General features: G+C 43.5%; 24 protein-coding genes and 1 pseudogene. 24 read left to right on the forward strand and 1 reads right to left on the reverse strand.

What is annotated here, in order from left to right:
• Window positions 1–3 precede the first annotated feature (3 nt).
• The 3 genes from prmA to mtaB are packed head-to-tail and all read left to right on the forward strand — an operon-like array spanning window position 4 to window position 3,087.
• A complete protein-coding gene (gene prmA, locus AXI57_RS09785; protein ID WP_004429453.1) occupies window positions 4–939 on the forward strand; it encodes a 50S ribosomal protein L11 methyltransferase in 936 nt (311 codons plus the stop codon).
• A gap of 22 nt (window positions 940–961) precedes the next feature.
• Window positions 962–1,732 carry a 16S rRNA (uracil(1498)-N(3))-methyltransferase gene (locus AXI57_RS09790; RefSeq protein ID WP_061669966.1) on the forward strand — a complete coding sequence of 257 codons (771 nt, stop codon included), beginning with the start codon at window positions 962–964 and terminating at the stop codon, window positions 1,730–1,732.
• The gene (gene mtaB / locus AXI57_RS09795) at window positions 1,732–3,087 is read left to right on the forward strand and encodes a tRNA (N(6)-L-threonylcarbamoyladenosine(37)-C(2))-methylthiotransferase MtaB (RefSeq protein WP_061669967.1); all 1,356 of its coding nucleotides are present in this window, start codon (window positions 1,732–1,734) and stop codon (window positions 3,085–3,087) included. Before AXI57_RS09790 ends, mtaB begins: the two co-directional genes overlap by 1 nt.
• Before the next feature lie 53 nt (window positions 3,088–3,140).
• Here mtaB and AXI57_RS09800 read toward each other — a convergent pair whose 3' ends face one another.
• Window positions 3,141–4,067, reverse strand: a complete 927-nt coding sequence (locus tag AXI57_RS09800) for a Na/Pi symporter (protein WP_061669968.1) — start codon at window positions 4,065–4,067, stop codon at window positions 3,141–3,143.
• A 176-nt stretch (window positions 4,068–4,243) separates the two neighbouring features.
• On the opposite strand from AXI57_RS09800, the gene rpsU reads away from it, so the two are divergent.
• From rpsU to dnaG, 21 genes and pseudogenes are all read left to right on the forward strand, one after another.
• Complete coding sequence (gene rpsU / locus AXI57_RS09805) at window positions 4,244–4,417, forward strand: 30S ribosomal protein S21 (protein ID WP_003152957.1); 174 nt, start codon at window positions 4,244–4,246, stop codon at window positions 4,415–4,417.
• A gap of 14 nt (window positions 4,418–4,431) precedes the next feature.
• Window positions 4,432–4,878 (forward strand): GatB/YqeY domain-containing protein, encoded by a 447-nt coding sequence (locus AXI57_RS09810; RefSeq protein WP_004429460.1) that lies wholly within the window; start codon window positions 4,432–4,434, stop codon window positions 4,876–4,878.
• Window positions 4,879–5,034: 156 nt separating this feature from the next.
• A complete protein-coding gene (locus AXI57_RS09815; RefSeq protein WP_141292151.1) occupies window positions 5,035–6,327 on the forward strand; it encodes an NfeD family protein in 1,293 nt (430 codons plus the stop codon).
• A gap of 24 nt (window positions 6,328–6,351) precedes the next feature.
• Window positions 6,352–7,347 carry a flotillin-like protein FloA gene (gene floA, locus AXI57_RS09820; RefSeq protein ID WP_010789242.1) on the forward strand — a complete coding sequence of 332 codons (996 nt, stop codon included), beginning with the start codon at window positions 6,352–6,354 and terminating at the stop codon, window positions 7,345–7,347.
• Window positions 7,348–7,374: 27 nt separating this feature from the next.
• Window positions 7,375–7,809: a hypothetical protein gene (locus AXI57_RS09825; protein ID WP_010789241.1), complete on the forward strand. Its 435-nt coding sequence runs from the start codon at window positions 7,375–7,377 to the stop codon at window positions 7,807–7,809.
• Between the two features lie 56 nt (window positions 7,810–7,865).
• Window positions 7,866–8,147 carry a sporulation protein YqfC gene (gene yqfC / locus AXI57_RS09830; RefSeq protein WP_004429468.1) on the forward strand — a complete coding sequence of 94 codons (282 nt, stop codon included), beginning with the start codon at window positions 7,866–7,868 and terminating at the stop codon, window positions 8,145–8,147.
• Window positions 8,148–8,165: 18 nt separating this feature from the next.
• Window positions 8,166–9,396, forward strand: a pseudogene (gene yqfD, locus AXI57_RS09835) (sporulation protein YqfD).
• Window positions 9,360–10,319 (forward strand): PhoH family protein, encoded by a 960-nt coding sequence (locus AXI57_RS09840; protein WP_004429475.1) that lies wholly within the window; start codon window positions 9,360–9,362, stop codon window positions 10,317–10,319. The pseudogene yqfD and the gene AXI57_RS09840 overlap by 37 nt, the downstream one beginning before the upstream one ends.
• Window positions 10,320–10,401: 82 nt before the next feature.
• Entirely contained in the window at window positions 10,402–12,537 is a 2,136-nt protein-coding gene (locus tag AXI57_RS09845) for an HD family phosphohydrolase (RefSeq protein WP_061669971.1), read from the forward strand.
• Window positions 12,538–13,011, forward strand: coding sequence for an rRNA maturation RNase YbeY (ybeY, locus tag AXI57_RS09850; protein WP_004429479.1), 474 nt, complete (start codon window positions 12,538–12,540; stop codon window positions 13,009–13,011).
• Window positions 12,992–13,369: a diacylglycerol kinase family protein gene (locus AXI57_RS09855; RefSeq protein WP_061669972.1), complete on the forward strand. Its 378-nt coding sequence runs from the start codon at window positions 12,992–12,994 to the stop codon at window positions 13,367–13,369. The genes ybeY and AXI57_RS09855 overlap by 20 nt, the downstream gene beginning before the upstream one ends.
• A 113-nt stretch (window positions 13,370–13,482) precedes the next feature.
• Complete coding sequence (locus AXI57_RS09860; protein ID WP_061669973.1) at window positions 13,483–13,893, forward strand: cytidine deaminase; 411 nt, start codon at window positions 13,483–13,485, stop codon at window positions 13,891–13,893.
• Window positions 13,874–14,779, forward strand: a complete 906-nt coding sequence (gene era / locus AXI57_RS09865) for a GTPase Era (RefSeq protein WP_061669974.1) — start codon at window positions 13,874–13,876, stop codon at window positions 14,777–14,779. The genes AXI57_RS09860 and era overlap by 20 nt, the downstream gene beginning before the upstream one ends.
• A 156-nt stretch (window positions 14,780–14,935) precedes the next feature.
• Window positions 14,936–15,079: a YqzL family protein gene (locus tag AXI57_RS20840; protein ID WP_004429487.1), complete on the forward strand. Its 144-nt coding sequence runs from the start codon at window positions 14,936–14,938 to the stop codon at window positions 15,077–15,079.
• 36 nt (window positions 15,080–15,115) lie between these two features.
• Window positions 15,116–15,883, forward strand: a complete 768-nt coding sequence (gene recO / locus AXI57_RS09870) for a DNA repair protein RecO (protein WP_061669975.1) — start codon at window positions 15,116–15,118, stop codon at window positions 15,881–15,883.
• 298 nt (window positions 15,884–16,181) lie between these two features.
• Window positions 16,182–17,069, forward strand: coding sequence for a glycine--tRNA ligase subunit alpha (gene glyQ, locus AXI57_RS09875; protein ID WP_010789234.1), 888 nt, complete (start codon window positions 16,182–16,184; stop codon window positions 17,067–17,069).
• Window positions 17,062–19,101, forward strand: coding sequence for a glycine--tRNA ligase subunit beta (gene glyS, locus AXI57_RS09880; protein ID WP_061669976.1), 2,040 nt, complete (start codon window positions 17,062–17,064; stop codon window positions 19,099–19,101). The genes glyQ and glyS overlap by 8 nt, the downstream gene beginning before the upstream one ends.
• A gap of 147 nt (window positions 19,102–19,248) precedes the next feature.
• Complete coding sequence (gene ccpN / locus AXI57_RS09885) at window positions 19,249–19,887, forward strand: transcriptional regulator CcpN (protein WP_034718267.1); 639 nt, start codon at window positions 19,249–19,251, stop codon at window positions 19,885–19,887.
• A 25-nt stretch (window positions 19,888–19,912) separates the two neighbouring features.
• Window positions 19,913–20,725, forward strand: coding sequence for a pyruvate, water dikinase regulatory protein (locus AXI57_RS09890; protein WP_004429498.1), 813 nt, complete (start codon window positions 19,913–19,915; stop codon window positions 20,723–20,725).
• A gap of 255 nt (window positions 20,726–20,980) precedes the next feature.
• Window positions 20,981–21,475 (forward strand): YaiI/YqxD family protein, encoded by a 495-nt coding sequence (locus AXI57_RS09895; RefSeq protein WP_004429502.1) that lies wholly within the window; start codon window positions 20,981–20,983, stop codon window positions 21,473–21,475.
• 34 nt (window positions 21,476–21,509) lie between these two features.
• Window positions 21,510–23,321: a DNA primase gene (gene dnaG / locus AXI57_RS09900; RefSeq protein WP_061669977.1), complete on the forward strand. Its 1,812-nt coding sequence runs from the start codon at window positions 21,510–21,512 to the stop codon at window positions 23,319–23,321.
• Window positions 23,322–23,436: the final 115 nt, after the last annotated feature.

Consider the following 23,436-nt stretch of genomic DNA (forward strand, 5'->3'; position numbering starts at 1 on the left):
GTTTTGAAATGGTCCGAAATCAGCATTCACACAACACATGAAGCGGTCGAACCTGTCTCAAATATATTGCATGAAGCTGGTGCAAGTGGAGTTGTGATAGAGGACCCGCTTGATTTAATCAAGGAACGTGAGAATGTGTACGGGGAAATCTACCAGCTCGACCCCAATGATTATCCCGACGAGGGTGTCATTGTTAAAGCATATTTGCCGATTAACAGCTTTCTTGGTGAAACCGTAGATGGAATCAAAGAAACGATTAACAACCTGCTGATTTATAATATTGATCTGGGCAGAAACACAATTACCATTTCCGAAGTGAATGAAGAGGAATGGGCGACAGCCTGGAAAAAGTATTATCATCCTGTGAAAATATCTGAAAAGTTCACAATTGTACCGACGTGGGAGGAATATACACCGGTCCATACAGATGAGCTGATAATTGAAATGGACCCCGGAATGGCTTTTGGAACGGGGACACATCCGACGACCGTGCTTTGCATTCAGGCGCTCGAACGATTTGTGAAAAAAGGCGACCGTGTTATTGATGTAGGCACAGGGTCGGGGATTTTAAGTATTGGCGCTGCGATGCTTGGCGCTGAATCAGTGCATGCCTATGATCTCGATCCGGTGGCTGTTGAAAGCGCAAGGCTGAATCTTAAGTTGAATAAAGTCAGCGGGACGGCTGAAGTGAAGCAAAATAATTTGTTGGACGGAATTACAGGGGAGCATGATGTCATCGTCGCCAATATTTTGGCGGAGGTAATTCTCCGCTTTACTTCTGAAGCTTACGACCTTCTGAAAAACGGCGGACATTTCATCACATCGGGTATTATCGGCCAAAAAAAGCAGGAAGTAAAAGATGCTTTAGAAAAAGCGGGATTTACAATCGTAGAAATTCTGTCAATGGAAGATTGGGTCAGCATTATTGCGAAAAAATAAGAGTTAGTAGGTGTCACAACGTATGCAACGATATTTTATCGAGCTCACAAAACAGCAAATGGAAGCAGGCCCGGCGTTCATGATAACCGGTGAAGACGTTCATCATATCACCAATGTGATGAGAATGAGTGCCGGGGACGAGATCATTTGCTGCTCTTTGGACGGCCATGAAGCGAAATGTGAACTGCAATCTGTTTCAAAGGAAAAGGTTGCCTGTCTTGTGTCGGAGTGGACGGGGGCAAACAGGGAGCTTCCAATAAAGGTCCATATCGCCAGCGGCCTCCCGAAAGGGGATAAGCTCGAGTGGATTATACAAAAAGGAACAGAGCTGGGTTCAAGTATGTTTCTTCCTTTTCAAGCTGCCCGCTCCGTTGTGAAACTTGATGACAAAAAGGCAAAAAAGAAGCGGGAAAGATGGACGAAAATCGCAAAGGAAGCGGCAGAGCAATCCTATCGCAATGAAATTCCGGATGTCGCTCCCGTTCATACCTTTCAGCAGCTGCTAAGTAAGGTGCAGGACTTCGATAAATGTGTCGTTGCATACGAGGAGTCATCAAAGCAAGGAGAAACAAGCGCCCTCACTTCAGTCTTAAGCAGCCTGCCGGATCAATCATCGCTATTGATCATATTCGGACCTGAAGGCGGTTTAACTGAATCAGAGGTGGAACAGCTCAAAGGAAAAGGCGCGGTTCCGTGCGGACTCGGCCCGAGGATATTAAGAACAGAGACTGCCCCGCTTTACGCTTTAGGCGCGGTGTCCTATCATACAGAGTTATTAAGAGGTGAACAATAATGGCAACTGTTGCGTTCCATACGCTTGGCTGTAAAGTCAACCATTATGAAACAGAAGCTATCTGGCAGCTCTTTAAAGAAGCCGGATACGAAAGAAAAGAGTTTGAACAAGCTGCTGACGTATATGTCATTAATACATGTACGGTAACAAATACAGGCGACAAAAAAAGCCGTCAGGTGATCAGACGCGCCATTCGTCATAATCCGGACGGCGTGATCTGTGTTACAGGATGCTATGCGCAGACCTCACCGGCAGAAATTATGGCCATTCCCGGAGTCGATATCGTGGTTGGAACGCAGGACCGTGAAAAAATGCTCGGCTATATTGAGCAGTACCGGCAAGAACGCCAGCCGATCAATGGAGTCGGCAACATCATGAAAGCAAGAGTCTTCGAAGAGCTGGATGTACCAGCTTTCACTGACCGGACAAGAGCTTCATTGAAAATTCAGGAGGGGTGCAATAATTTCTGCACATTCTGTATCATTCCTTGGGCACGCGGCCTTCTGCGCTCTCGTGATCCTGAGGAAGTCATCAAGCAGGCTCAGCAGCTTGTGGACGCGGGATACAAAGAGATTGTCCTTACCGGTATTCATACTGGCGGATACGGAGAGGATATGAAAGATTATAATTTCGCTAAGCTCTTAAGAGAACTGGATGCCCGCGTTGACGGGTTAAAACGAATCAGAATTTCTTCCATTGAAGCAAGCCAAATTACAGATGAAGTCATTGAAGTGCTGGACCGCTCTGATAAGATTGTCCGTCATTTGCACATTCCGATTCAATCAGGGTCCAATACTGTATTAAAACGGATGAGACGGAAATATACGATGGAATTTTTCGCTGACCGTTTAAATAAATTGAAAAAAGCACTTCCAGGCCTGGCTGTCACTTCCGATGTCATCGTCGGTTTCCCGGGTGAAACAGAAGAAGAGTTCATGGAAACGTATGACTTCATTAAAGAAAACAGATTCTCAGAATTGCACGTTTTCCCATACAGCAAACGGACCGGAACTCCTGCTGCAAGAATGGAAGACCAAGTGGATGAAAACGTGAAAAACGAACGTGTTCATCAGCTTATCGCGCTTTCAGACCAGCTTGCAAAGGAATATGCTTCTGATTACGAAGGCGAAGTTCTTGAAATTATTCCTGAGGAAGCCTATAAAGAAACAAACGAAAGCAATTTGTTTGTAGGCTACACAGATAACTATATGAAGGTTGTCTTTAAGGGGACGGAAGACTTGATCGGAAAGCTTGTCAAAGTCAAAATTGAAAAAGCGGGATATCCTTACAACGAAGGGCAGTTTGTCCGCGTCATTGAGGAAGAAACGACTGATCACATTCGTTTGTCATCTTAATATGGAAAACCGGCGCATTCAGTGTGCCGGTTTTTTTAATTTTGCATAAGGGTTCAATTCTTTGCGGGAATCAGCATGTTGATAAAGCGATAAAATACATTCGCGAGCGGTAAAAATAAAAGAGCCGTCACAACATTAAACAAGAGGCTGAAGTGGGCAATCTGCTGAGCCGGTTCAGGAGAAAGCTGTGCAACATAACCGGTGATTCCGGGAAGTATGGGAAAAACAATCATAACGCCAAGAACATTAAACAAAACGTGAGCATAGGCTGTTTGTTTCGCGGCATACCCGCCAGACACTGCGGCCATAACAGCCGTAATGCACGTCCCGATATTTGAGCCCAGCACAACGCTCATGGCCTGTTCGAGCCCGATCACCCCTTCATTCATAAAACTCATTAAAATCCCGACACAGACAGAGCTGGAATGAATAATCGCCGTTAATATCATGCCGATCAAGAGGGCAGACCAGCTCGAATCGTGAAGATGCTGAAGCACGCCCGCTCCTGCTTTAAGCTGAGTGAGCGGAACGGCAAGCCGGCTGAATCCGCTGATGCAAAAAAAGATGATCCCAAGTCCGAGAAAGCTGGTCCCGATTTGCTTCAAAGGGTATTTCCTAGTGACGGTGAACAGTAAACCGCAAATCAAAAGGACCCAAATAAAAACATCCATTTTCACAGCGAGAAATTCAGTTGTAAATGTGGAGCCGATGTTTGTTCCGAGAATCATCGGGATCGTCCGTTTAAATGGCAGCACACCGGCACTCACAAAACCGATTACAATGACCATGAAGGCTGAGCTGCTTTGAAGAAACCCCGTAAAAACAATGCTGATAAGAAATGCTTTTAAAGGATGGTCAGTAAACATAAGCAGACGCTCTTCAATTTTCGAATACGTCAGCGAAATCAGCCCTTTGCGAAGCATGTTCATCCCGGCGAGAAAGAATAATATGAGTGCAGTAAAGCTAATCAGCACCAACATGAGAATGCACCAACTCCTTTATACTATTATATAGACAGGCTGGGCTGCTCATGACGGAAAAGTGAATTCACTTAGTTGACCTGACCGAAGGCTTATATTATAATGTCAAAGTACATGTTTATATGTGTATCTTTTTAAAGGTAGTCGATTGGTGTATTCGGAGGGAGGGAAAGAGAATGTCAAAAACGGTCGTTAGAAAAAACGAATCGCTTGAAGATGCTCTTCGTCGCTTCAAACGCAGTGTATCAAAGACAGGTACTTTGCAAGAAGCAAGAAAGCGCGAATTTTATGAAAAACCTAGCGTAAAGCGCAAGAAAAAGTCTGAAGCTGCTAGAAAACGCAAATTCTAAAAGAGGGTGGATTTATGAGTCTTCTTGAGCGACTTAACCAGGATATGAAGCTGTATATGAAAAGCCGTGAGAAAGACAAACTGGCTGTCGTTCGAATGGTGAAGGCTTCACTTCAAAACGAAGCAATTAAGCTTAAGAAAGACAGTTTGACCGAGGATGAGGAACTTACTGTCCTATCTCGTGAACTTAAGCAACGTAAAGACTCCCTCCATGAATTTTCAAACGCTAATCGTTTAGATTTAGTAGATAAAGTTCAAAAAGAGCTGGACATTTTAGAAGTTTATTTACCTGAGCAGCTTACTGAAGACGAGTTGCGTACAATCGTAAATGAAACCATTGCTGAGGTCGGTGCGAGCTCTAAAGCGGACATGGGCAAGGTAATGGGTGCTATTATGCCTAAAGTAAAAGGTAAAGCTGACGGAAGCTTAATTAACAAGCTTGTCAGCAGTCAACTGTCTTAATTGACGAAGAAAAAGACATCTTTCCAAGAAAGATGTCTTTTTATGTACATAAAAAAATGAAACCTTTGATACATTGTTTACGTATGTAAACAAGATACTTATTTCAAAATAGAAAGGAGGGTGCCGTCGCCTTTGTTCCAAAAAAAGATTGGAATCATGGTTGCTCTTATCAGTCTATTTGTTTTATTCTTAATAGGGGTTCAGCCGACCATAAAATCGAGTAAGCAAAATGTTTGGGTGATCCCTGTTGAGAAAACGGTGGAAAAAGGCCTTGCAACATTTTTAGCACGTGCTTTTCAAGAGGCAGAAGACAATCACGCCAAGCATATTATCCTCAACATCAATACGCCGGGCGGAGCCGTTGAGTCCGCGCTTGAAATAGCTGACACCATCAATCATGCCGATATTCCTGTTACCGCTTACGTAAATAAGCGAGCATTGTCAGCAGGCGCTTATATTGCTTTACAAGCGGATGATTTGTATATGGCACCCGGCGGAAAAATGGGAGCAGCCGCAATCATAGATATGAATGGCAATGCGGCTGATAAAAAAGCCGAGTCGCTTTGGCTTGCCGAACTGGAAGATGCAGCCGTCAAGAACGGGCGTGATCCAAAGTACGCACGCGCGATGGCTGACGCGGACGTAGATGCGAAAGAGGTGGGTGCACCAAAGGGGGACCTTCTGACATTAAACCCTGAAAAGGCGTCTTTTGCAGGATATTCAGAAGGGACCGCTGCAAGCCTTGACGCGCTGCTCAAATCTCTTCATCTGAAAGATGCGGATGTTCATTATGCTGAAGCAAGCGTAGCTGAAAAGGCAGCCGGATGGCTGACCAACCCGTTTGTTGTTCCTGTTTTGTTAACAATCGCTTGCCTTGGGCTGGTCGTGGAGCTATTCACCCCTGGTTTTGGAATCCCTGGTGCCGCAGGGCTGACGGCCTTGCTGCTGTTTTTTTACGGACATTTAGTGGCGGGGCTTGCCGGTTATGAAACAATATTGTTGTTTTTAGCAGGATTGATTTTAATCATCATGGAGATATTCCTGCCTGGAGGCATTATCGGATTATTGGGAGCGGCGGCGGTGGTAACGAGCTTATTCATGGCTGCCGGGAGTTTTACGGTGATGGCCGTTTCTCTTTTAATCGCCATCACGGTATCTATCATAGCTTTCATTCTACTGACAAGGGTGTTGGGGAAACGTATGAAATTCTTTAAAAAGTTTATATTGAATGACTCGACGAGTACTGAGAGCGGTTATATATCAAATGAAAACCGCACTGACCTCATCGGAAAAACTGGAGTAACCTTCACTGCTCTCAGACCGTCAGGAACAGTCATCATAGAGGATGAGCGGCTTGATGTCGTATCTGAAGGCTCATTCACCGCAAAGGATAAAAAAGTAAAAGTGGTTAAAGTGGAAGGCTCACGCATTGTTGTGAGAGAAATATAAAAAAGGAAACCGAGGAGGAATGACATGGAAATGTCAAGTTTAATGGTCTTAGCTCTCATCGCAGTCGGGATCATCGTATTAGCCGTATTTTTCACATTTGTGCCGGTTATGCTCTGGATCTCAGCATTGGCGGCGGGAGTAAAAATCAGTATCTTTACCTTAGTGGGGATGAGGCTTCGCCGGGTTATCCCAAGCCGCGTTGTTAATCCATTAATCAAAGCGCATAAAGCGGGAATTGATGTGTCAACAAATCAGCTGGAAAGCCATTACCTCGCAGGAGGAAATGTTGACAGGGTAATCAATGCTTTAATCGCTGCCCAGCGTGCCAACATTGAGTTGTCCTTTGCCCGCTGTGCGGCAATTGATCTTGCCGGGCGTGACGTGCTTGAAGCCGTTCAAATGAGTGTAAACCCTAAGGTGATTGAAACACCATTTATTGCGGGTGTGGCCATGAACGGAATTGAAGTGAAAGCAAAAGCAAGAATTACGGTACGTGCGAATATTGACCGTTTAGTAGGGGGCGCGGGAGAAGAAACGATCATCGCCCGGGTCGGAGAAGGAATTGTCTCAACAATCGGTTCTTCCCAGCATCATACAAAAGTGCTTGAAAATCCGGATATGATTTCACAGACAGTTTTAGGAAAAGGATTGGATTCAGGTACAGCGTTTGAAATCCTTTCGATTGATATTGCGGACGTCGATATCGGTAAAAATATAGGTGCTATTTTGCAGACAGACCAAGCAGAGGCTGATAAAAATATCGCTCAGGCGAAAGCGGAAGAACGTCGTGCCATGGCCGTTGCCCAAGAGCAGGAAATGCGTGCCCGCGTTGAAGAAATGCGTGCAAAAGTGGTTGAGGCCGAAGCTGAAGTGCCGCTTGCGATGGCTGAAGCCTTACGTGAAGGCAATATCGGCGTAATGGATTATATGAACATAAAAAATATTGACGCAGATACAGGCATGCGCGACTCTTTCGGGAAATTAACGAAAGATCCGGCAGATGACGACCACACCTCTTAATCTCTCTAAAAAGGAGGGAGCGCAATTATGAAAGATATACTGACTAATCCGCTGGTAATCGCGGCAGTGATTGGAATTATTTCAGCAATTTTCGGTAAAAAAAATAAAGACCAGAAAGAAGAGTCACCTGTAAAGAGACCACAACAGCCGCAGCCGGTTAAAGCGCAGACTGTTTCGGAAGAGAAGCAGCCAGTCCAGGCTCAAATTCCGGATCAATCGGCGGAGAACAAATTTCAAACGATGAGGACTCAGGCTGAGCAAAGGCGCCGGGAAACCGAACAGACGCTTAAAGGACTTGAACAGGAACTCCAAGTCAAAAAAAGAAATACCTCATATACGAAGCAAAAAGTGCTTCAAATGAACAAAGATACTGTCGTGCAAGGAATCGTTCTAGGGGAAGTTTTCGGACCGCCGCGCGCGAAAAAACCGCATCATACAATGCGGGCAACCCATAAAAAATAAAGTATTAGAACCTCTTTTCAAATCATACATATGAGATGAAAGGGGGTTCTTTTTTTATGGGGCAAAGAAAGAATCGTGTAAAGGCTTGGCTGACAAGAGCATTGGAAATTCCCCCGGATGTCATGATGGATTTGCCGCGCATTACGATGGTTGGCAGGCTCCATATCTACATAGAAAACCATAGAGGCCTTCTGCTTTTCAGCGAGGATGAAGTCAGGCTGATGCTGAAACAGGGGCAGTGTATCATTTCAGGAAAAAACATGGTGATTAAAGCAATTCTTCCGGAAGAAATTCTGCTGGAAGGCACAATTGATGTCGTTCGATATGTTGATTCATAAAGCCGAGGGGGGAAACAAGTGAAAAACAAATGGCTGTCTTTTTTTTCAGGTAAGGTTCAGCTTGAAGTGAAGGGAACAGGCGTTGAACGCCTTTTAAATGAGTGTATCAGAAGAGGAATACCGATATTTCACGTGAAAAAAAAGAAGGATACCGTATGGTTATCTATCCAGCTCCAGGATGTACATGCCTTTCGCAGAGTCATCCGGCATTTTGACTGTAAAGCCCGGTTCACAAAACGGAAAGGCCTTCCCTTCCTGCTGCTGAAGTCAAAGCTGAACTTAGGCTTTACAGTAGGTTTTATTCTGTTTTTCATTATATTATTTCTTCTTTCTAACATGGTCTGGAGAATAGATATTACAGGAGCCAAACCTGAAACAGAACATCAAATGATGAAGCATCTGGAAGAAATCGGCGTTGAAAAGGGACGATTGCAATTTTTAATTTTATCTCCGGAAAAAATCCAAAAGTCATTAACAAACGGTATTGAGAACATTACATGGGTCGGCGTCGAACTGAAAGGAACGACATTTCACATGAAAGTCGTTGAAAAAAATGAGCCGAATAAAGACAAGTATGTCAGTCCGCAGCACATTGTAGCCAAAAAGAAAGCAATCATTACGCGAATGTTTGTTCAAAAAGGGCAGCCGCTCGTGATGATTCATGACCATGTGGAAAAAGGGCAAATGCTTGTTTCGGGTTTGATCGGAAATGAAGACAATGAGCAAAAAGTGGCCTCGAAAGCTGAAATCTACGGGGAAACCTGGTACAAATCTAAAGTAACGGTGCCGCTTGAAACATCTTTTACAGTATATACGGGTAAAGTAAGGACAAAGCACAAGCTCTCCTTTGGATCGTGGGCTGTGCCTTTCTGGGGATTTTCTTTTCAAAAAGAAGAAATCAAACACCCAAAAACAGAACAAGAAACACACTCACTGCAATTTCTGGGGTTTAAACTGCCTGTGTCTTATGTTAAAGAGCAGACGAGAGAAAGCGAAGAAGCCTTGCGAAAATACACGAGAAAAGAAGCGGTTCAAGAAGGCATTGAAATGGGTAAACAGGATGTAGAAGATAAATTAGGAGGAGACGGGCAGGTGAAAAGTGAAAAAGTTTTGCACCAATCCGTTGAGAATGGTAAAGTAAAGTTGATTATTCTCTACCAAGTTATAGAAGATATCGTTCAAACCACACCTATTGTTCAGGGAGACTAAAGAATGGCAGAACATTTACTTGCGATTAATCAAAAACTGAAAAGCACGGACGAAGCGCTTTCTTTGTTCGGAAATCAAGATGCTTATTTAAAGCTGATGGAGAAAGATCTGAATGTAAATATCGTCACGCGCGGTGAAACAGTTTATGTGTCAGGCGATGAAGAAACTTTTCAGATTGCCGACAGGCTGCTGGGATCGCTCCTCGCATTAATCCGCAAGGGGATAGAGATCTCGGAACGTGATGTGATTTACGCCATCAAAATGGCAAAAAAAGATGAACTTGACTACTTTGAAAGCATTTATGAAGAAGAGATTACGAAAAATGCAAAAGGAAAACCGATTCGCGTAAAAACCATCGGCCAGCGGGAATATGTCGCCGCCATGAAACACAATGACCTTGTTTTCGGAATCGGGCCTGCAGGAACCGGCAAAACGTACTTGGCGGTTGTGAAAGCGGTCCATGCGCTGAAAAACGGACATATTAAAAAGATTATTTTGACAAGGCCTGCCGTGGAAGCCGGCGAAAGCTTAGGATTTTTGCCCGGTGATTTGAAGGAAAAGGTGGATCCTTATTTGCGCCCGCTGTATGATGCTCTCCACGATGTGCTGGGGACTGATCATACGGAGCGCCTTCTTGAAAGAGGGGTTATCGAAATCGCCCCGCTTGCTTATATGAGAGGGCGAACCCTTGACGATGCCTATGTTATACTTGATGAAGCACAGAATACCACGCCTGCTCAAATGAAAATGTTTTTGACGAGACTGGGTTTTGGCTCTAAAATGGTCATTACAGGCGACGTAAGCCAAATTGACCTGCCGAAAGGCGTCAAATCGGGACTTGCGGTCGCAAGGGACATGCTGAATCGTATAAGCGGCATATCCGTGATTGAATTGGATCAGACAGACGTGGTCAGACATCCGCTTGTTGCTAAAATTATTGAAGCATATGATAAGCAAAATTAATGCCAAATGACCCGATCTGCCGTTATCGGGTCATTTTTATGATTGCTTCATTTGCTTGATTTTTCAAGAGGAGGTTCTTTTTTTGAAAAAGAAGGGGAAGGGCAAGAGCAGCCCAAAAAAATTCCGCAGCCTAAAAAACGCCCGATCAATGCATGTACTATTATATCTTCTGCTCGCCGCCATTATGTTTGGATTGCTATTTGTACATGTTAAGCCGGAGTCGCTCGATTTAGACCTGTTTTCAGTAAGCGACAAAACCATATACGCTCCGGCAACAGTTGAAGATCAAAAAGCGACAAAAGTGAAAAAGCAAGCTGCCGAGGATGCGGTCGAAGACCAATATACATTAAAAAAAGAATATACAGATAATCGTCTTGACCTTGTGTCATCCATATTCGACAGCATAAGTGAAGTGAAAAAATCTGCCGATGAAGACAGTGACCCACCATCAGAAAAATCGATGGTTAAGTCCGTGAAAAACAAGCTGACTTCAGATGTGAATGACTCTATTTCAGAGGATACTATTAAGACTTTGCTGAAAGCCGACAGTGAAGATTTTTCATTTGTCAGAGATACTGTAATTACGACAGTCAATTCGGTCATGAGCAATGAAATTCCGTCTGATAAATTATCTGCTGCAAAGGTTAAAGTGGCAAAAGAGCTGAAAAGCAATTCCATCCCGTCTAAGTATCTGGGAGCCGCGACCGAAATCGGGCGTTATGCCATTATCCCGAACTACGTGTTTGATCCGAGTGCAACCGAGGAAAAGCGTCAGGAAGCGTCAGATAATGTCCAGCAGGTTCAGATTAAACAAGGACAGGTGCTTGTAGAAGAGAATGATCTCATTGATCGTGAAGTGTACAGAAAGCTTGAATTGACAGGGCTATTAAACAACTCAAATCTTCTAAAACCGATCAGCGGACTATTGATTATCATCGGCCTTTTCATAGCGACACTTGTATACTATTTTGAAAAACAAAATCAGAACCTAAAGTTTAAAAACAAGTCGATTCTGTTATTTTCCATCATTACAACCCTGTTGCTTGTGATTATGGAGGTTGTTAGTCTATTTCAAAAAATGGAATATAATAATATTGGCTACCTCGTTCCTATAGCGGCGGGCGCCATATTGATCAAACTTCTGATGAACGAACGAATCGCCATTTTAGGAAGTATTATTCTTGCGATTTGCGGAAGTATGATGTTTAATCAGGGCGTGACAGGGACATTTAATTATGTCATCGGGATTTTTTATCTGATCAGCAGTATATCCGGTGTTTTATTTTTAGGGAAACACAATGCGAGATCAAAGATTTTGCAGACCGGACTGTTTGTTTCGTTCATCAATATGATCGTCGTGCTTTCCCTGTTATTGATACAGAATACCGCACTGTCAAGTCTTGAAATCGGGACTTTAATGCTGATGGGCGTTGTATCGGGATTGGCTTCATCCGTTTTGATTATCGGTCTTATGCCGTTCTTTGAGACAGGTTTTGGCATTTTGTCCACAATGAGACTGATTGAGCTGTCTAACCCGAATCATCCGCTGCTGCGAAAAATTTTAACGGAAACACCAGGTACATATCACCACAGTGTCATGGTCGCCAACTTGTCGGAAGCCGCCTGTGAAGCAGTCGGGGCACATGGCTTGCTTGCAAGAGTCGGCGCGTACTATCATGATTTAGGAAAAACAAAGCGGCCCCAATATTTTATTGAAAATCAAATGAATATTGATAACCCGCATGATAAGCTTTCTCCGCAGCTTAGCAAAAATATCATTATTGCGCACGCTGCAGACGGAGCGAACATGCTGAGAAGCTATAAGTTTCCGAAAGAGCTTGTCGATATAGCTGAGCAGCATCACGGAACGTCATTATTGAAATTCTTTTATTATAAAGCGAAAGAAAAAGGCGACCAGATTACAGAAGGAGAGTTCCGTTATCCCGGTCCGAAGCCGCAGTCGAAAGAAGCAGCTATTATTTCGGTGGCGGACAGCGTCGAAGCAGCGGTCAGGTCCATGCACAATCCTAATCCTGAACGGATTGAAAAGCTTGTGCGCGGCATTATTTCAGATAAGCTTCAGGACGGGCAATTCAGCGAATGCGACTTGACATTCAGGGAACTGGATACGATTGCAAAAACATTATGCGCAACGCTAAAAGGAATTTTCCACTCCCGGATTGAATATCCGGAGGCTAATAAACAGAAGGTGAAGTAAATGAGTTTACTTATAGACATTATTGATGAGACAGAAAGTGTTGCTGAAGAAATGCTGAAGGAAGTTGAAAAGCTCCTTCAATTTGCCGCTGAACGCGAAGGCGTCCAAGATCAGGCGGAAGTTTCAGTCACCATTGTGACCAATGATGAAATTCAACAGATTAATAAAGAATACCGTGGGAAAGATACGCCTACAGACGTCATTTCCTTTGCCCTTGAAGAGGAGGGGGAAGACGAAGTAGAGATCGTGGGTGCCGAAATGCCGCCCGTTTTAGGTGATATTATCATCAGCGCGGATCGGACGAGAGAACAGGCGGAAGAGTATGGCCACTCCTTCCTTCGGGAGCTCGGCTTCCTTGCCGTACACGGCTTTTTGCACCTGTTAGGATATGATCATATGACGAAAGAGCAAGAAGAGGAGATGTTTACTAAGCAAAAGGATTTGCTGGATAACTATGGACTCACGAGATCATAAAAATGAGTGGCATCGGCTGTTGAAAAGCTTTGTTCATGCAAGCCGGGGAATCTTGAAGACGGCGCGGTCGGAGCGGAATTTTCAAATTCACGCAGCGGCTGCCTGCGCCGTTATTCTCTGCGGCTTTCTTGTAGAGATCAACATAACAGAATGGGCAGTCGTTTTGATTCTGATCGGAGGCATGCTCTCGTTGGAATTGCTGAATACGGCGATAGAGCATACCGTAGATTTGGTGACAGATAAACAGCACCCCCTTGCAAAAGCCGCAAAGGACGCGGCTGCCGGAGCTGTTTGCGTATTTGCCGTCATTTCGTGTATCATTGGTTTACTTATCTTTTTGCCAAAGTTTTTTTGGTAGAAATTTCTTACAATTGTTTTACATTTCTAGAAATGGGCGTGAAAAAACAATCGTAATTATGTAAAATAAAAGTGTTAGCGGTATCATTTTAGGTAAGAGAGGAACATGTACACATGAACAGACAGGAACTCATTTCAGAAGCACTAAGAGCACGCGATCTCGCGTATGTGCCGTATTCAAAGTTTAAAGTCGGAGCCGCTCTTCTTACCACGGATGGGAAAGTGTACAGAGGCTGCAATATTGAGAATGCCGCATACAGCTTGTGCAACTGCGCGGAGCGTACGGCGCTGTATAAAGCCGTTTCTGAGGGAGATACGGAATTTCAAATGCTCGCAGTTGCCGCTGATACACCGGGACCGGTATCTCCGTGCGGAGCCTGCAGACAAGTGATTTCAGAGCTCTGCAAAAAGGATATGCTGGTGATATTGACGAATTTACAAGGACAAATAAAAGAAATGACTGCAGAAGAATTATTGCCAGGAGCATTTTCATCGGAGGATTTACATGACGAACGAAAGTTTTAAATCAGGATTTGTTTCCATTATTGGAAGACCAAACGTAGGAAAATCTACATTTTTGAACCGGGTCATCGGCCAAAAAATCGCCATTATGAGCGATAAGCCGCAAACGACCAGAAACAAAGTGCAAGGTGTTTTAACGACAGGCACGTCACAAACCATTTTTATTGATACACCGGGCATTCATAAGCCTAAGCATAAGCTTGGCGACTTTATGATGAAAGTGGCGCAAAATACATTAAAAGAAGTCGACTTAATTTTGTTTATGATCAATGCTGAAGAAGGATACGGCAAGGGTGACGAGTTCATTATTGAGAAGCTGCAGCATACGTCTACACCCGTATTTTTAATCGTGAACAAAATTGATCAGATCCATCCCGATAAGCTTCTTCTTTTAATAGACGAATATCGGGTGCGTTATCCTTTTAAGGAGGTTGTTCCGATCTCTGCACTTGAAGGCAACAATATTGGGACATTGCTGACGCAAGTTGAAGCCTATCTTCCGGAAGGGCCCCAGTTCTATCCGAGTGATCAGGTAACAGACCATCCTGAACGATTTATTATATCTGAATTAATCAGAGAAAAGGTTTTGCATCTGACACGGGAAGAGATTCCGCACAGCATTGCGGTCAGTATTGAATCCATAAAAGCGCGTGAGAACGGTTCTGTGCATGTAGCCGCAACTATTGTGGTGGAGCGTGACTCACAAAAAGGGATTGTTATCGGCAAACAAGGCAGTCTGCTGAAGGAAGTCGGTAAAAGGGCAAGAACGGACATTGAGGCGCTTCTTGGCTCCCGTGTTTACCTTGAATTATGGGTGAAGGTGCAAAAAGACTGGCGGAACAAGATGTCCCAGCTTCGAGATTTCGGTTTTAAAGAGGATGAATATTAATAATTGCCTGGCGAGCAGTGTGTATGATTACCTCACAGAAACAAGGCTGTATTAGCAAAAATTGTTTAACATGAAAAGGAGGACAGCTGGTCAAGATAAGGGTAAGAATTTGGAGTTTTAGATAAGCTAGTTTAACTACAGAAAGGTGGGTTTCTTGTGTTGAATTTTACCTGGAACGTATTTTCACAAACAGGAAGCGTTGATACGTATCTTCTTTTTAAAGAACTGGAAAAGGAGAACCTGGAAAGACCCGATGAACTAGAAGACGAGCTAGCCCGATTTGATTTTCCAATTTTATAAACCTCTTGGCCGCTCCTGTTTTTGGAAGGTGCGGGTATGCTGACAAAATGTGAAGGAATTGTCCTTCGTACCAATGACTACGGCGAAACAAATAAGATTGTGACCCTGCTGACAAGGGAGCACGGCAAAATCGGCGTAATGGCAAGAGGCGCCAAAAAAACCAACAGCCGTTTATCAGCCGTCAGCCAGCCTTTTCTGTATGGATCGTTTTTAATGCAAAAAACGTCAGGTCTCGGGACGCTTCAGCAGGGTGAAATGATTCTCAGTATGAGAGGCATCAGAGAAGATTTGTTTTTGACAGCTTATGCTGCTTTTATTGCAGAACTTGTTGATAAGGGGACGGAGGAAAAGAAGCCGAACCCATATTTGTTTGAATTGATTCTTGAGTCTTTGAAAAGGCTTAATGAAGGAACCGACCCCGATGTCATTACCTTCATCGTTCAAATGAAAATGCTGGGTGTAATAGGATTGTATCCTGAACTCAACCACTGTGTGCATTGTCAAAGTCAGGATGGAACGTTTCATTTTTCTGTCACGGATAACGGATTTATCTGTCATCGCTGCTTTGGCAAGGACCCTTACAAAGTGCCGATTACGCCGCAAACGGCCAGGCTTTTGAGACTGTTTTATTACTTTGATCTTTCTAGACTCGGCAATGTATCCATAAAGCAGGAAACAAAAGATGAGCTAAAACGGGTCATTGACTTGTATTACGAAGAATATTCCGGAATTTATCTTAAATCAAAACGTTTTTTAGACCAAATGGAGAGTATGAAAAATCTAATGGGTGAAAACAAAAGTTGACATTCAGCCCATCTTTTTATATGATCATTTATTATAAAATATGTTGCGGTGACAGAAAGAAGTACTTGCGTCTATCTCATATCAAGCGACCTTAGGCCGGTGAAAGCTAAGGATGAGCACGTAAGGAAAGGCATTCTTGAGCAATTTTTAAAAAGAGGCTGGGGGTTAAATCCCGGCAACTAGGGTGGAACCGCGGGAGAACTCTCGTCCCTATGTTTGCGGCTGGCAAGCATAGAGACGGGAGTTTTTTGGTTGCAGCCGCAGTGAACGTTGAATGTACTAAATGGAGGTGCTTGAAATGAATATTCAAGACATGATTCTTACCCTGCAAAAGCATTGGTCCAGTGAGGGCTGTGTACTGATGCAGGCCTATGATGTAGAAAAAGGAGCCGGAACGATGAGCCCGTATACGTTTTTGCGGAGCATCGGACCTGAGCCGTGGAAGGTGGCTTACGTAGAGCCGTCAAGACGGCCCGCAGACGGCCGTTACGGAGAAAATCCGAACAGACTTTATCAGCATCATCAATTCCAGGTGATTATTAAACCGTCGCCAGATAATATTCAAGAGCTTTATCTTGATTCGTTGCGCGCGCTGGGAATTGATCCGCTCAAGCATGACATCCGTTTCGTAGAGGATAACTGGGAGAACCCGTCCTTAGGCTGTGCGGGCCTTGGCTGGGAAGTGTGGCTTGACGGCATGGAAATTACGCAATTCACGTATTTCCAGCAGGTCGGCGGTTTAGAATGTAAACCTGTTTCAGTTGAAATCACTTATGGAATAGAACGTCTCGCATCCTATATTCAAGACAAAGAGAATGTATTTGACCTTGAATGGACATCAGGCTTTACCGTCAAAGATTTGTTTATGATGGCTGAGTACGAGCATTCCGTCTATACCTTTGAAACCTCTGATGTTGAGATGCTGTTCCAATTGTTCAGCACGTATGAAAAAGAAGCAAATAAACAAATGGATAACGGCCTTGTTCATCCGGCGTATGATTATGTATTGAAATGCTCGCATACTTTTAACCTGCTGGACGCAAAAGGCGCCATCTCTGTTACAGAGCGGACGGGCTATATCGGAAGAGTCCGAAATTTAGCAAGAAAAGTAGCGAGAACATATTATGAGGAACGAGAAAAACTAGGGTTCCCAATGCTTAAAGGGGAGGGTTCTTCTCATGAGTAAACAAGATTTACTTTTAGAGATCGGATTAGAAGAAATGCCGGCGCGCTTTATGCATGAGAGCATGGTGCAGCTTGGAGAAAAACTGGGAAACTGGCTGACTGAAAGAAATATCGCTCATGGTGAAGTGAAGCTTTTCAATACGCCGAGACGTCTTGCGGTTTTAGTGAAAGATGTAGCAGAAAAACAGGCTGATATAAAAGAGGAAGCAAAAGGCCCCGCGAAAAAAATCGCCCTAGATTCAGACGGCAATTGGACAAAAGCAGCCATCGGTTTTTCCAAAGGCCAAGGTGCCGGTGTAGAGGATTTATATATCAAAGATGTAAAAGGCACTGAATATGTTTTTGTGCAAAAATTCCAAGCCGGACAAGACACGAAGACACTTCTTCCAGAAATAGAAGGTCTGATTACAAGCCTTCATTTTCCGAAAAACATGCGCTGGGGAAATGAAGACCTGCGTTATATCCGTCCGATAAAATGGATTGTAGCGTTATTTGGCCAAGACGTTATTCCATTTTCAATCACAAATGTGCAGTCAGGCCATATGACAAAGGGACATCGGTTCCTCGGTCATGAAGTGTCAATTGAAGCGCCTTCTGCATATGAGGAAAAACTGAAAGAGCAGCATGTCATTGCAGATCCGGATATTCGCAAAAGCATGATACAACATCAGCTTGAATCCATTGCTGCTGAAAAGAACTGGAACATTCCGGTCGACGAGGATCTGCTGAATGAGGTCAATCATTTAGTGGAATACCCGACTGCGCTTTATGGCTCTTTTGAACCTGAGTTTCTTTCTATTCCGGAGGAAGTGCTGGTTACCACAATGAAGGAGCATCAGCGTTATTTCCCTGTAAAAGACCAAAATGGCGATTTACTCCCATACTTTGTGACGGTCCGAAACGGAAACAGCCATGCCATTGAAAATGTGGCCCGAGGAAATGAAAAGGTACTCAGAGCCAGATTATCCGACGCTTCTTTCTTCTATAAGGAAGACCAGAAGCTTAATATAAATGAAAATGTGAAAAAACTTGAAAATATTGTTTTCCATGAAGAACTTGGATCTCTCGCTGATAAAGTGAGAAGAGTGACAACTATTGCTGAAAAACTGGCTGATCAGCTAAAAGCTGATGAAGAGACGAAAAAGCTGATTACACGTGCGGCTGAAATCTCTAAATTTGACCTTGTCACACATATGATATATGAATTCCCTGAGCTTCAAGGCATTATGGGTGAGAAGTATGCGAGAATGCTCGGTGAAGAAGAAGCCGTGGCCATCGCTGTGAATGAACACTATATGCCGAGAGCTGCAGGCGGAGAAACACCATCTACTTTCACAGGTGCTGTTGTTGCCTTGGCTGATAAACTTGATACGATTACTTCATTCTTTTCGATCGGCGTGATTCCGACAGGTTCTCAAGACCCTTACGGATTACGGCGCCAAGCAAGCGGAATCGTTTCCATCCTGCTTGACCAAAACTGGGGCATTTCGTTTGAACAGCTGCTGACATTTGTGAAAACAGACAAAAACAGCGAACTTTTGGATTTCTTCACTCAGCGCCTTAAATATGTCATGAACGCGGAACAAATCCGCCATGATGTGATTGACGCGGTGCTTGACAGCTCGGAACTGGAGCCTTACTCGGCGCTGCACAAAGCCCATGTATTAGAGAAAAAGCTGGGAGCGCCAGGTTTTAAAGAAACAGCTGAAGCGTTAGGACGAGTGATATCCATCAGCAAAAAAGGCGAGCACGGAAATATTCAGCCTGACCTGTTTGAAAATGAACAAGAAGCAAAGCTGTATGATGCCTATAAAGAAGCAAAGCGCGATTTGCATGACAGCTTCAATAAAAAGGATTATGAAGCTGCACTGACTGCGCTGGCCGCATTAAAAGAGCCGATCGAAGAATACTTTAACCACACAATGGTTCATTCGGATAATGAAACATTAAAGGCGAACCGCTTAGCCCAAATGATAAATTTGGCAGACGAAATCAAGTCTTTTGCTAATATGAACGCGCTTATTGTAAAATAAAGAAAGGAAAGACGGTTGCTGTGAGATGATCGGCAATCGTCTTTTTACCCGTTTGTAAGAGTTTTTGTTTGATAACGCCCAATTTGCGTTATAATATGAATTATTATTCGATACATAGATATGAAGAATGCTTTATCTTAAAAGGTGGTGAGTACGATCGAACTCAATAAACGGCAAGAACAAATTTTGCAGATTGTAAAAGAAAACGGGCCGATTACCGGGGAACATATAGCAGACCAGCTGAATTTGACCAGAGCGACGCTGCGACCCGATTTAGCCATACTCACCATGTCAGGCTTCCTTGAGGCACGCCCGAGAGTCGGTTATTTTTATACAGGTAAAACGGGCACACAGCTTTTAGCGGATAAATTAAAAAAACTTCAAGTGAAAGACTTTCAATCTATTCCTGTTGTTATCCATGAAAACGTATCTGTCTATGATGCGATATGCACCATGTTTTTAGAGGATGTAGGTACTCTGTTTGTCGTAGACCGTGACGCTGTGTTAGTCGGAGTGCTGTCACGTAAGGACTTGCTCAGAGCCAGCATCGGTCAGCAGGAGCTTGCTTCTATACCTGTGCACATTATTATGACGAGGATGCCGAACATTACGGTTTGCAGGCGTGAAGATTATGTAATGGATATAGGGAGGCACCTGATCGAAAAACAAATTGATGCGCTTCCTGTCATTAAAGAAACGGATAAAGGTTTCGAAGTGATCGGCAGAATTACAAAAACGAATATGACGAAAATACTCGTCAGTTTATCAGAAAATGAAATTATCTAAGGATGAAAACTAACGGGGGGATAATATGAACAATCGCATCATATATGTTGTATCGGATTCAGTCGGAGAAACGGCTGAATTGGTCGTAAAAGCTTCACTCAGCCAATTCAATGGCTCTGCGGACGATACAAATATAAGAAGAATTCCTTATGTTGAAGATATCGGCACCATTAATGAAGTCATTTCTCTCGCACAGGCAGACGGCGGCATTATCTGTTTTACACTCGTTGTTCCTGAAATACGCGAATACTTAATTGCTGAAGCTAAAAAAGCCAATGTCTTATATTATGATATTATCGGCCCGTTAATAGATAAAATGGAAACAGTTTACGGTCTGACGGCTAAATATGAACCTGGCCGCGTCCGCCAGCTTGATGAAGATTATTTCAAGAAAGTGGAAGCGATTGAATTTGCGGTAAAATATGATGACGGACGGGACCCCAGAGGCATTTTAAAAGCCGATATCATCCTAATCGGCGTGTCCCGCACATCTAAGACTCCTTTATCTCAATATCTCGCCCACAAGCGGCTCAAGGTTGCCAATGTTCCGATTGTTCCTGAGGTTGACCCGCCGGAGGAACTGTTTGCTGTTGATCCGAAAAAATGCATCGGCTTGAAAATAAGTCCGGATAAGCTGAACCATATTCGAAAAGAACGGTTAAAATCCCTTGGCTTGAATGACAAAGCCATCTATGCGAATATTAACAGAATTAAAGAAGAGCTTGAATATTTCGAAAAGATAGTGGATCGGATCGGATGCCAGGTTGTAGATGTTTCCAACAAAGCGGTTGAAGAAACGGCGAATATCATCCACCATTTAAAAACGAAGAACAAATAACTCAGGGACGCTCTCTCCTGGGTTTTTGATTGTAAGGAAAAAGGGAATAGTGAAAAAGAATAGCATCTTTACGAAGTTTGTATTATAATAAAAAATTGTGATAAAATGATTAATTTTAGGTTTAAGCTTAGTCTGATACGAATAAACTATTATGGGTAAGATGTCAAGAATTTCTCCCGGAAATTTTTCGACAAATTCGCATAGTCCGCAATTTTGAAGCATGAGCGATTTTGCTTGCTTTTATGCAGGAGATTAATGGAGGGATGGAGAATTACTCTTCTTGATGAAAAAGAAAAGACGATTTTTGTCGATGCTGATGCGTGTCCTGTAAAAGATGAAATTTTGCTCGTTGCATCAGATTTCAATGTTCAAGTCCTTTTTGTAGCTTCATTTGAGCACTATCAGCTTTCCAGAGGGAAGGAAGAGAAGTGGAAGTACGTTGATCCTCATAAAGAAGCAGCTGACTTATATATCGCAAATCATGTAAAGCCGGGAGATATTGTTGTGACGCAGGACATAGGGCTTGCCTCCTTATTGCTGAACAGGAAAGTCAGCGTCATGTCAGAACGAGGCCGGCTTTATAAGGAAGATACGATTGATTTCGCGCTTCAAGGCCGCCATATTTCCGGCAAACAAAGGAGAAAAGGCATATATTCCAAGGGCCCTAAAAAATTAAATAATGAAGATCGAGAACGATTTGTTACCCTGCTGCAAAAAATCCTGTCGAATCATGAAGGGATTTTAGACTAAGGCATCGAATAATGTACGACGGAGTGTTAATAAGATGGGAAATCGTATACCAGATGAAATTGTGGATCAGGTGCAAAAGTCAGCAGATATCGTAGAAGTCATAGGTGATTACGTTCAATTAAAAAAGCAAGGCCGAAATTACTTTGGACTCTGTCCATTTCATGGAGAAAACACGCCTTCATTTTCCGTATCGCCGGATAAACAGATTTTTCATTGCTTCGGATGCGGAGCAGGCGGCAATGTTTTCTCCTTTTTGAGGCAGATGGAGGGCTATTCGTTTACCGAATCAGTATCCCACCTTGCTGATAAATATCAAATTGATTTTCCCGATGATATAACGATTAATACAGCGTCCCGCCCAGATTCATCCGGCGAACAGAAGATGGCGGAGGCTCATGAGCTTCTGAAGAAATTTTACCATCATTTGCTAATGAATACAAAGGAAGGTCAAGATGCGTTAGATTACCTTCTGTCAAGAGGCTTTACGAAAGAGCTGATAGATGAGTTTGAAATTGGTTACGCTCTTGATTCTTGGGACTTCATGACGAAGTTTTTGGCAAAACGGGGATTTAAAGAAGAGCTGATGGAAAAAGCCGGGCTTTTAATCAGGCGGGAAGACGGCAGCGGTTATTTTGACCGTTTCAGAAATCGGATCATTTTTCCGATCCATGATCATCATGGTGCTGTAGCCGCTTTCTCAGGCAGAGCGCTCGGAGACCAGCAGCCTAAATATATGAACAGCCCTGAAACACCGCTGTTTCATAAAAGTAAGCTGTTATACAATTTTCATAAAGCACGCCTCCAAATCAGGAAGCAGGAAAGAGCCGTCTTGTTTGAAGGATTTGCAGATGTCATATCAGCTGTCAGCTCAGGAGTGAAAGAAAGCATAGCTACGATGGGAACCTCTCTCACAGAAGAGCATGCGAAGATCCTGAGAAGAAACGTGGAAGAGATCATCCTCTGCTATGATTCCGATTCAGCCGGTTATGAAGCCACCTTAAAAGCCGCAGATCTGCTGATGAAAAAAGATTGTAAGGTAAGAGTGGCCATCATCCCTGACGGATTGGACCCTGACGATTATGTGAAGAGATACGGCGGGGAAAAATTCAAAAATGACATCATAAACGCGAGTGTTACCGTAATGGCGTTCAAAATGCAATTCTTCCGTAAAGGAAAGAACTTATCTGATGAAGGCGACCGGTTAGCCTACATCAAATCCGTTTTGAAAGAAATCAGCGCGCTGTCAGGGTCGCTCGAACAAGAAGTTTACCTGAAACAGCTTGCTGCCGAATTTTCTCTTTCACAAGAATCGTTAGCGGAGCAGCTCGCTGTATTCTCAAAGCAAAACGGACCGAGCCAGAATAACAGGGAGACTCAGACAAGGCGGGCGCATATCACTACAAAGGCGAGGCAAAAGCGTCTGCGGCCGGCCTATGAAAATGCTGAAAGGCTTCTTCTCGCCCATATGCTACGTGACCGGGGCGTCATAAAAAAAGTGCTGGATCGGATTGGATTTGAATTCAATCTCGACGAGCACCGGGCGCTGGCTGCATATCTGTATGCTTTATATGAAGAAGGAGCTGAGCTGACACCTCAAAATGCGATGTCAAAATTTCAGGATGACACGATCAGCCAGCTGCTTTCCGATATATTGATGCTGCAAATCAATCAAGAATTGAGCGAAGCCGAGTTATCGGATTATGTAAAAAAAGTGTTGAATCATCGAAAATGGTCAATGATAAAGGAAAAAGAGCAAGAGAGAGCAGAGGCAGAAAGACAAAAGGATTTTCTCACAGCGGCATCTTTGGCTCAAGAAATTATTACATTGAACCGATCTTTAAAATAACACATGAATTTGCGGGAAGGCGCTCATTTGGCAATGATTCCTTGCGGAGGAGCAAAATAGATCGCTTTACCTCATCATGAATTGTCATTTCATTATTCGAACATTTCTTATGGCT

It is taken from the genome of Bacillus atrophaeus, from assembly GCF_001584335.1.
GTDB lineage: Bacteria > Bacillota > Bacilli > Bacillales > Bacillaceae > Bacillus > Bacillus atrophaeus.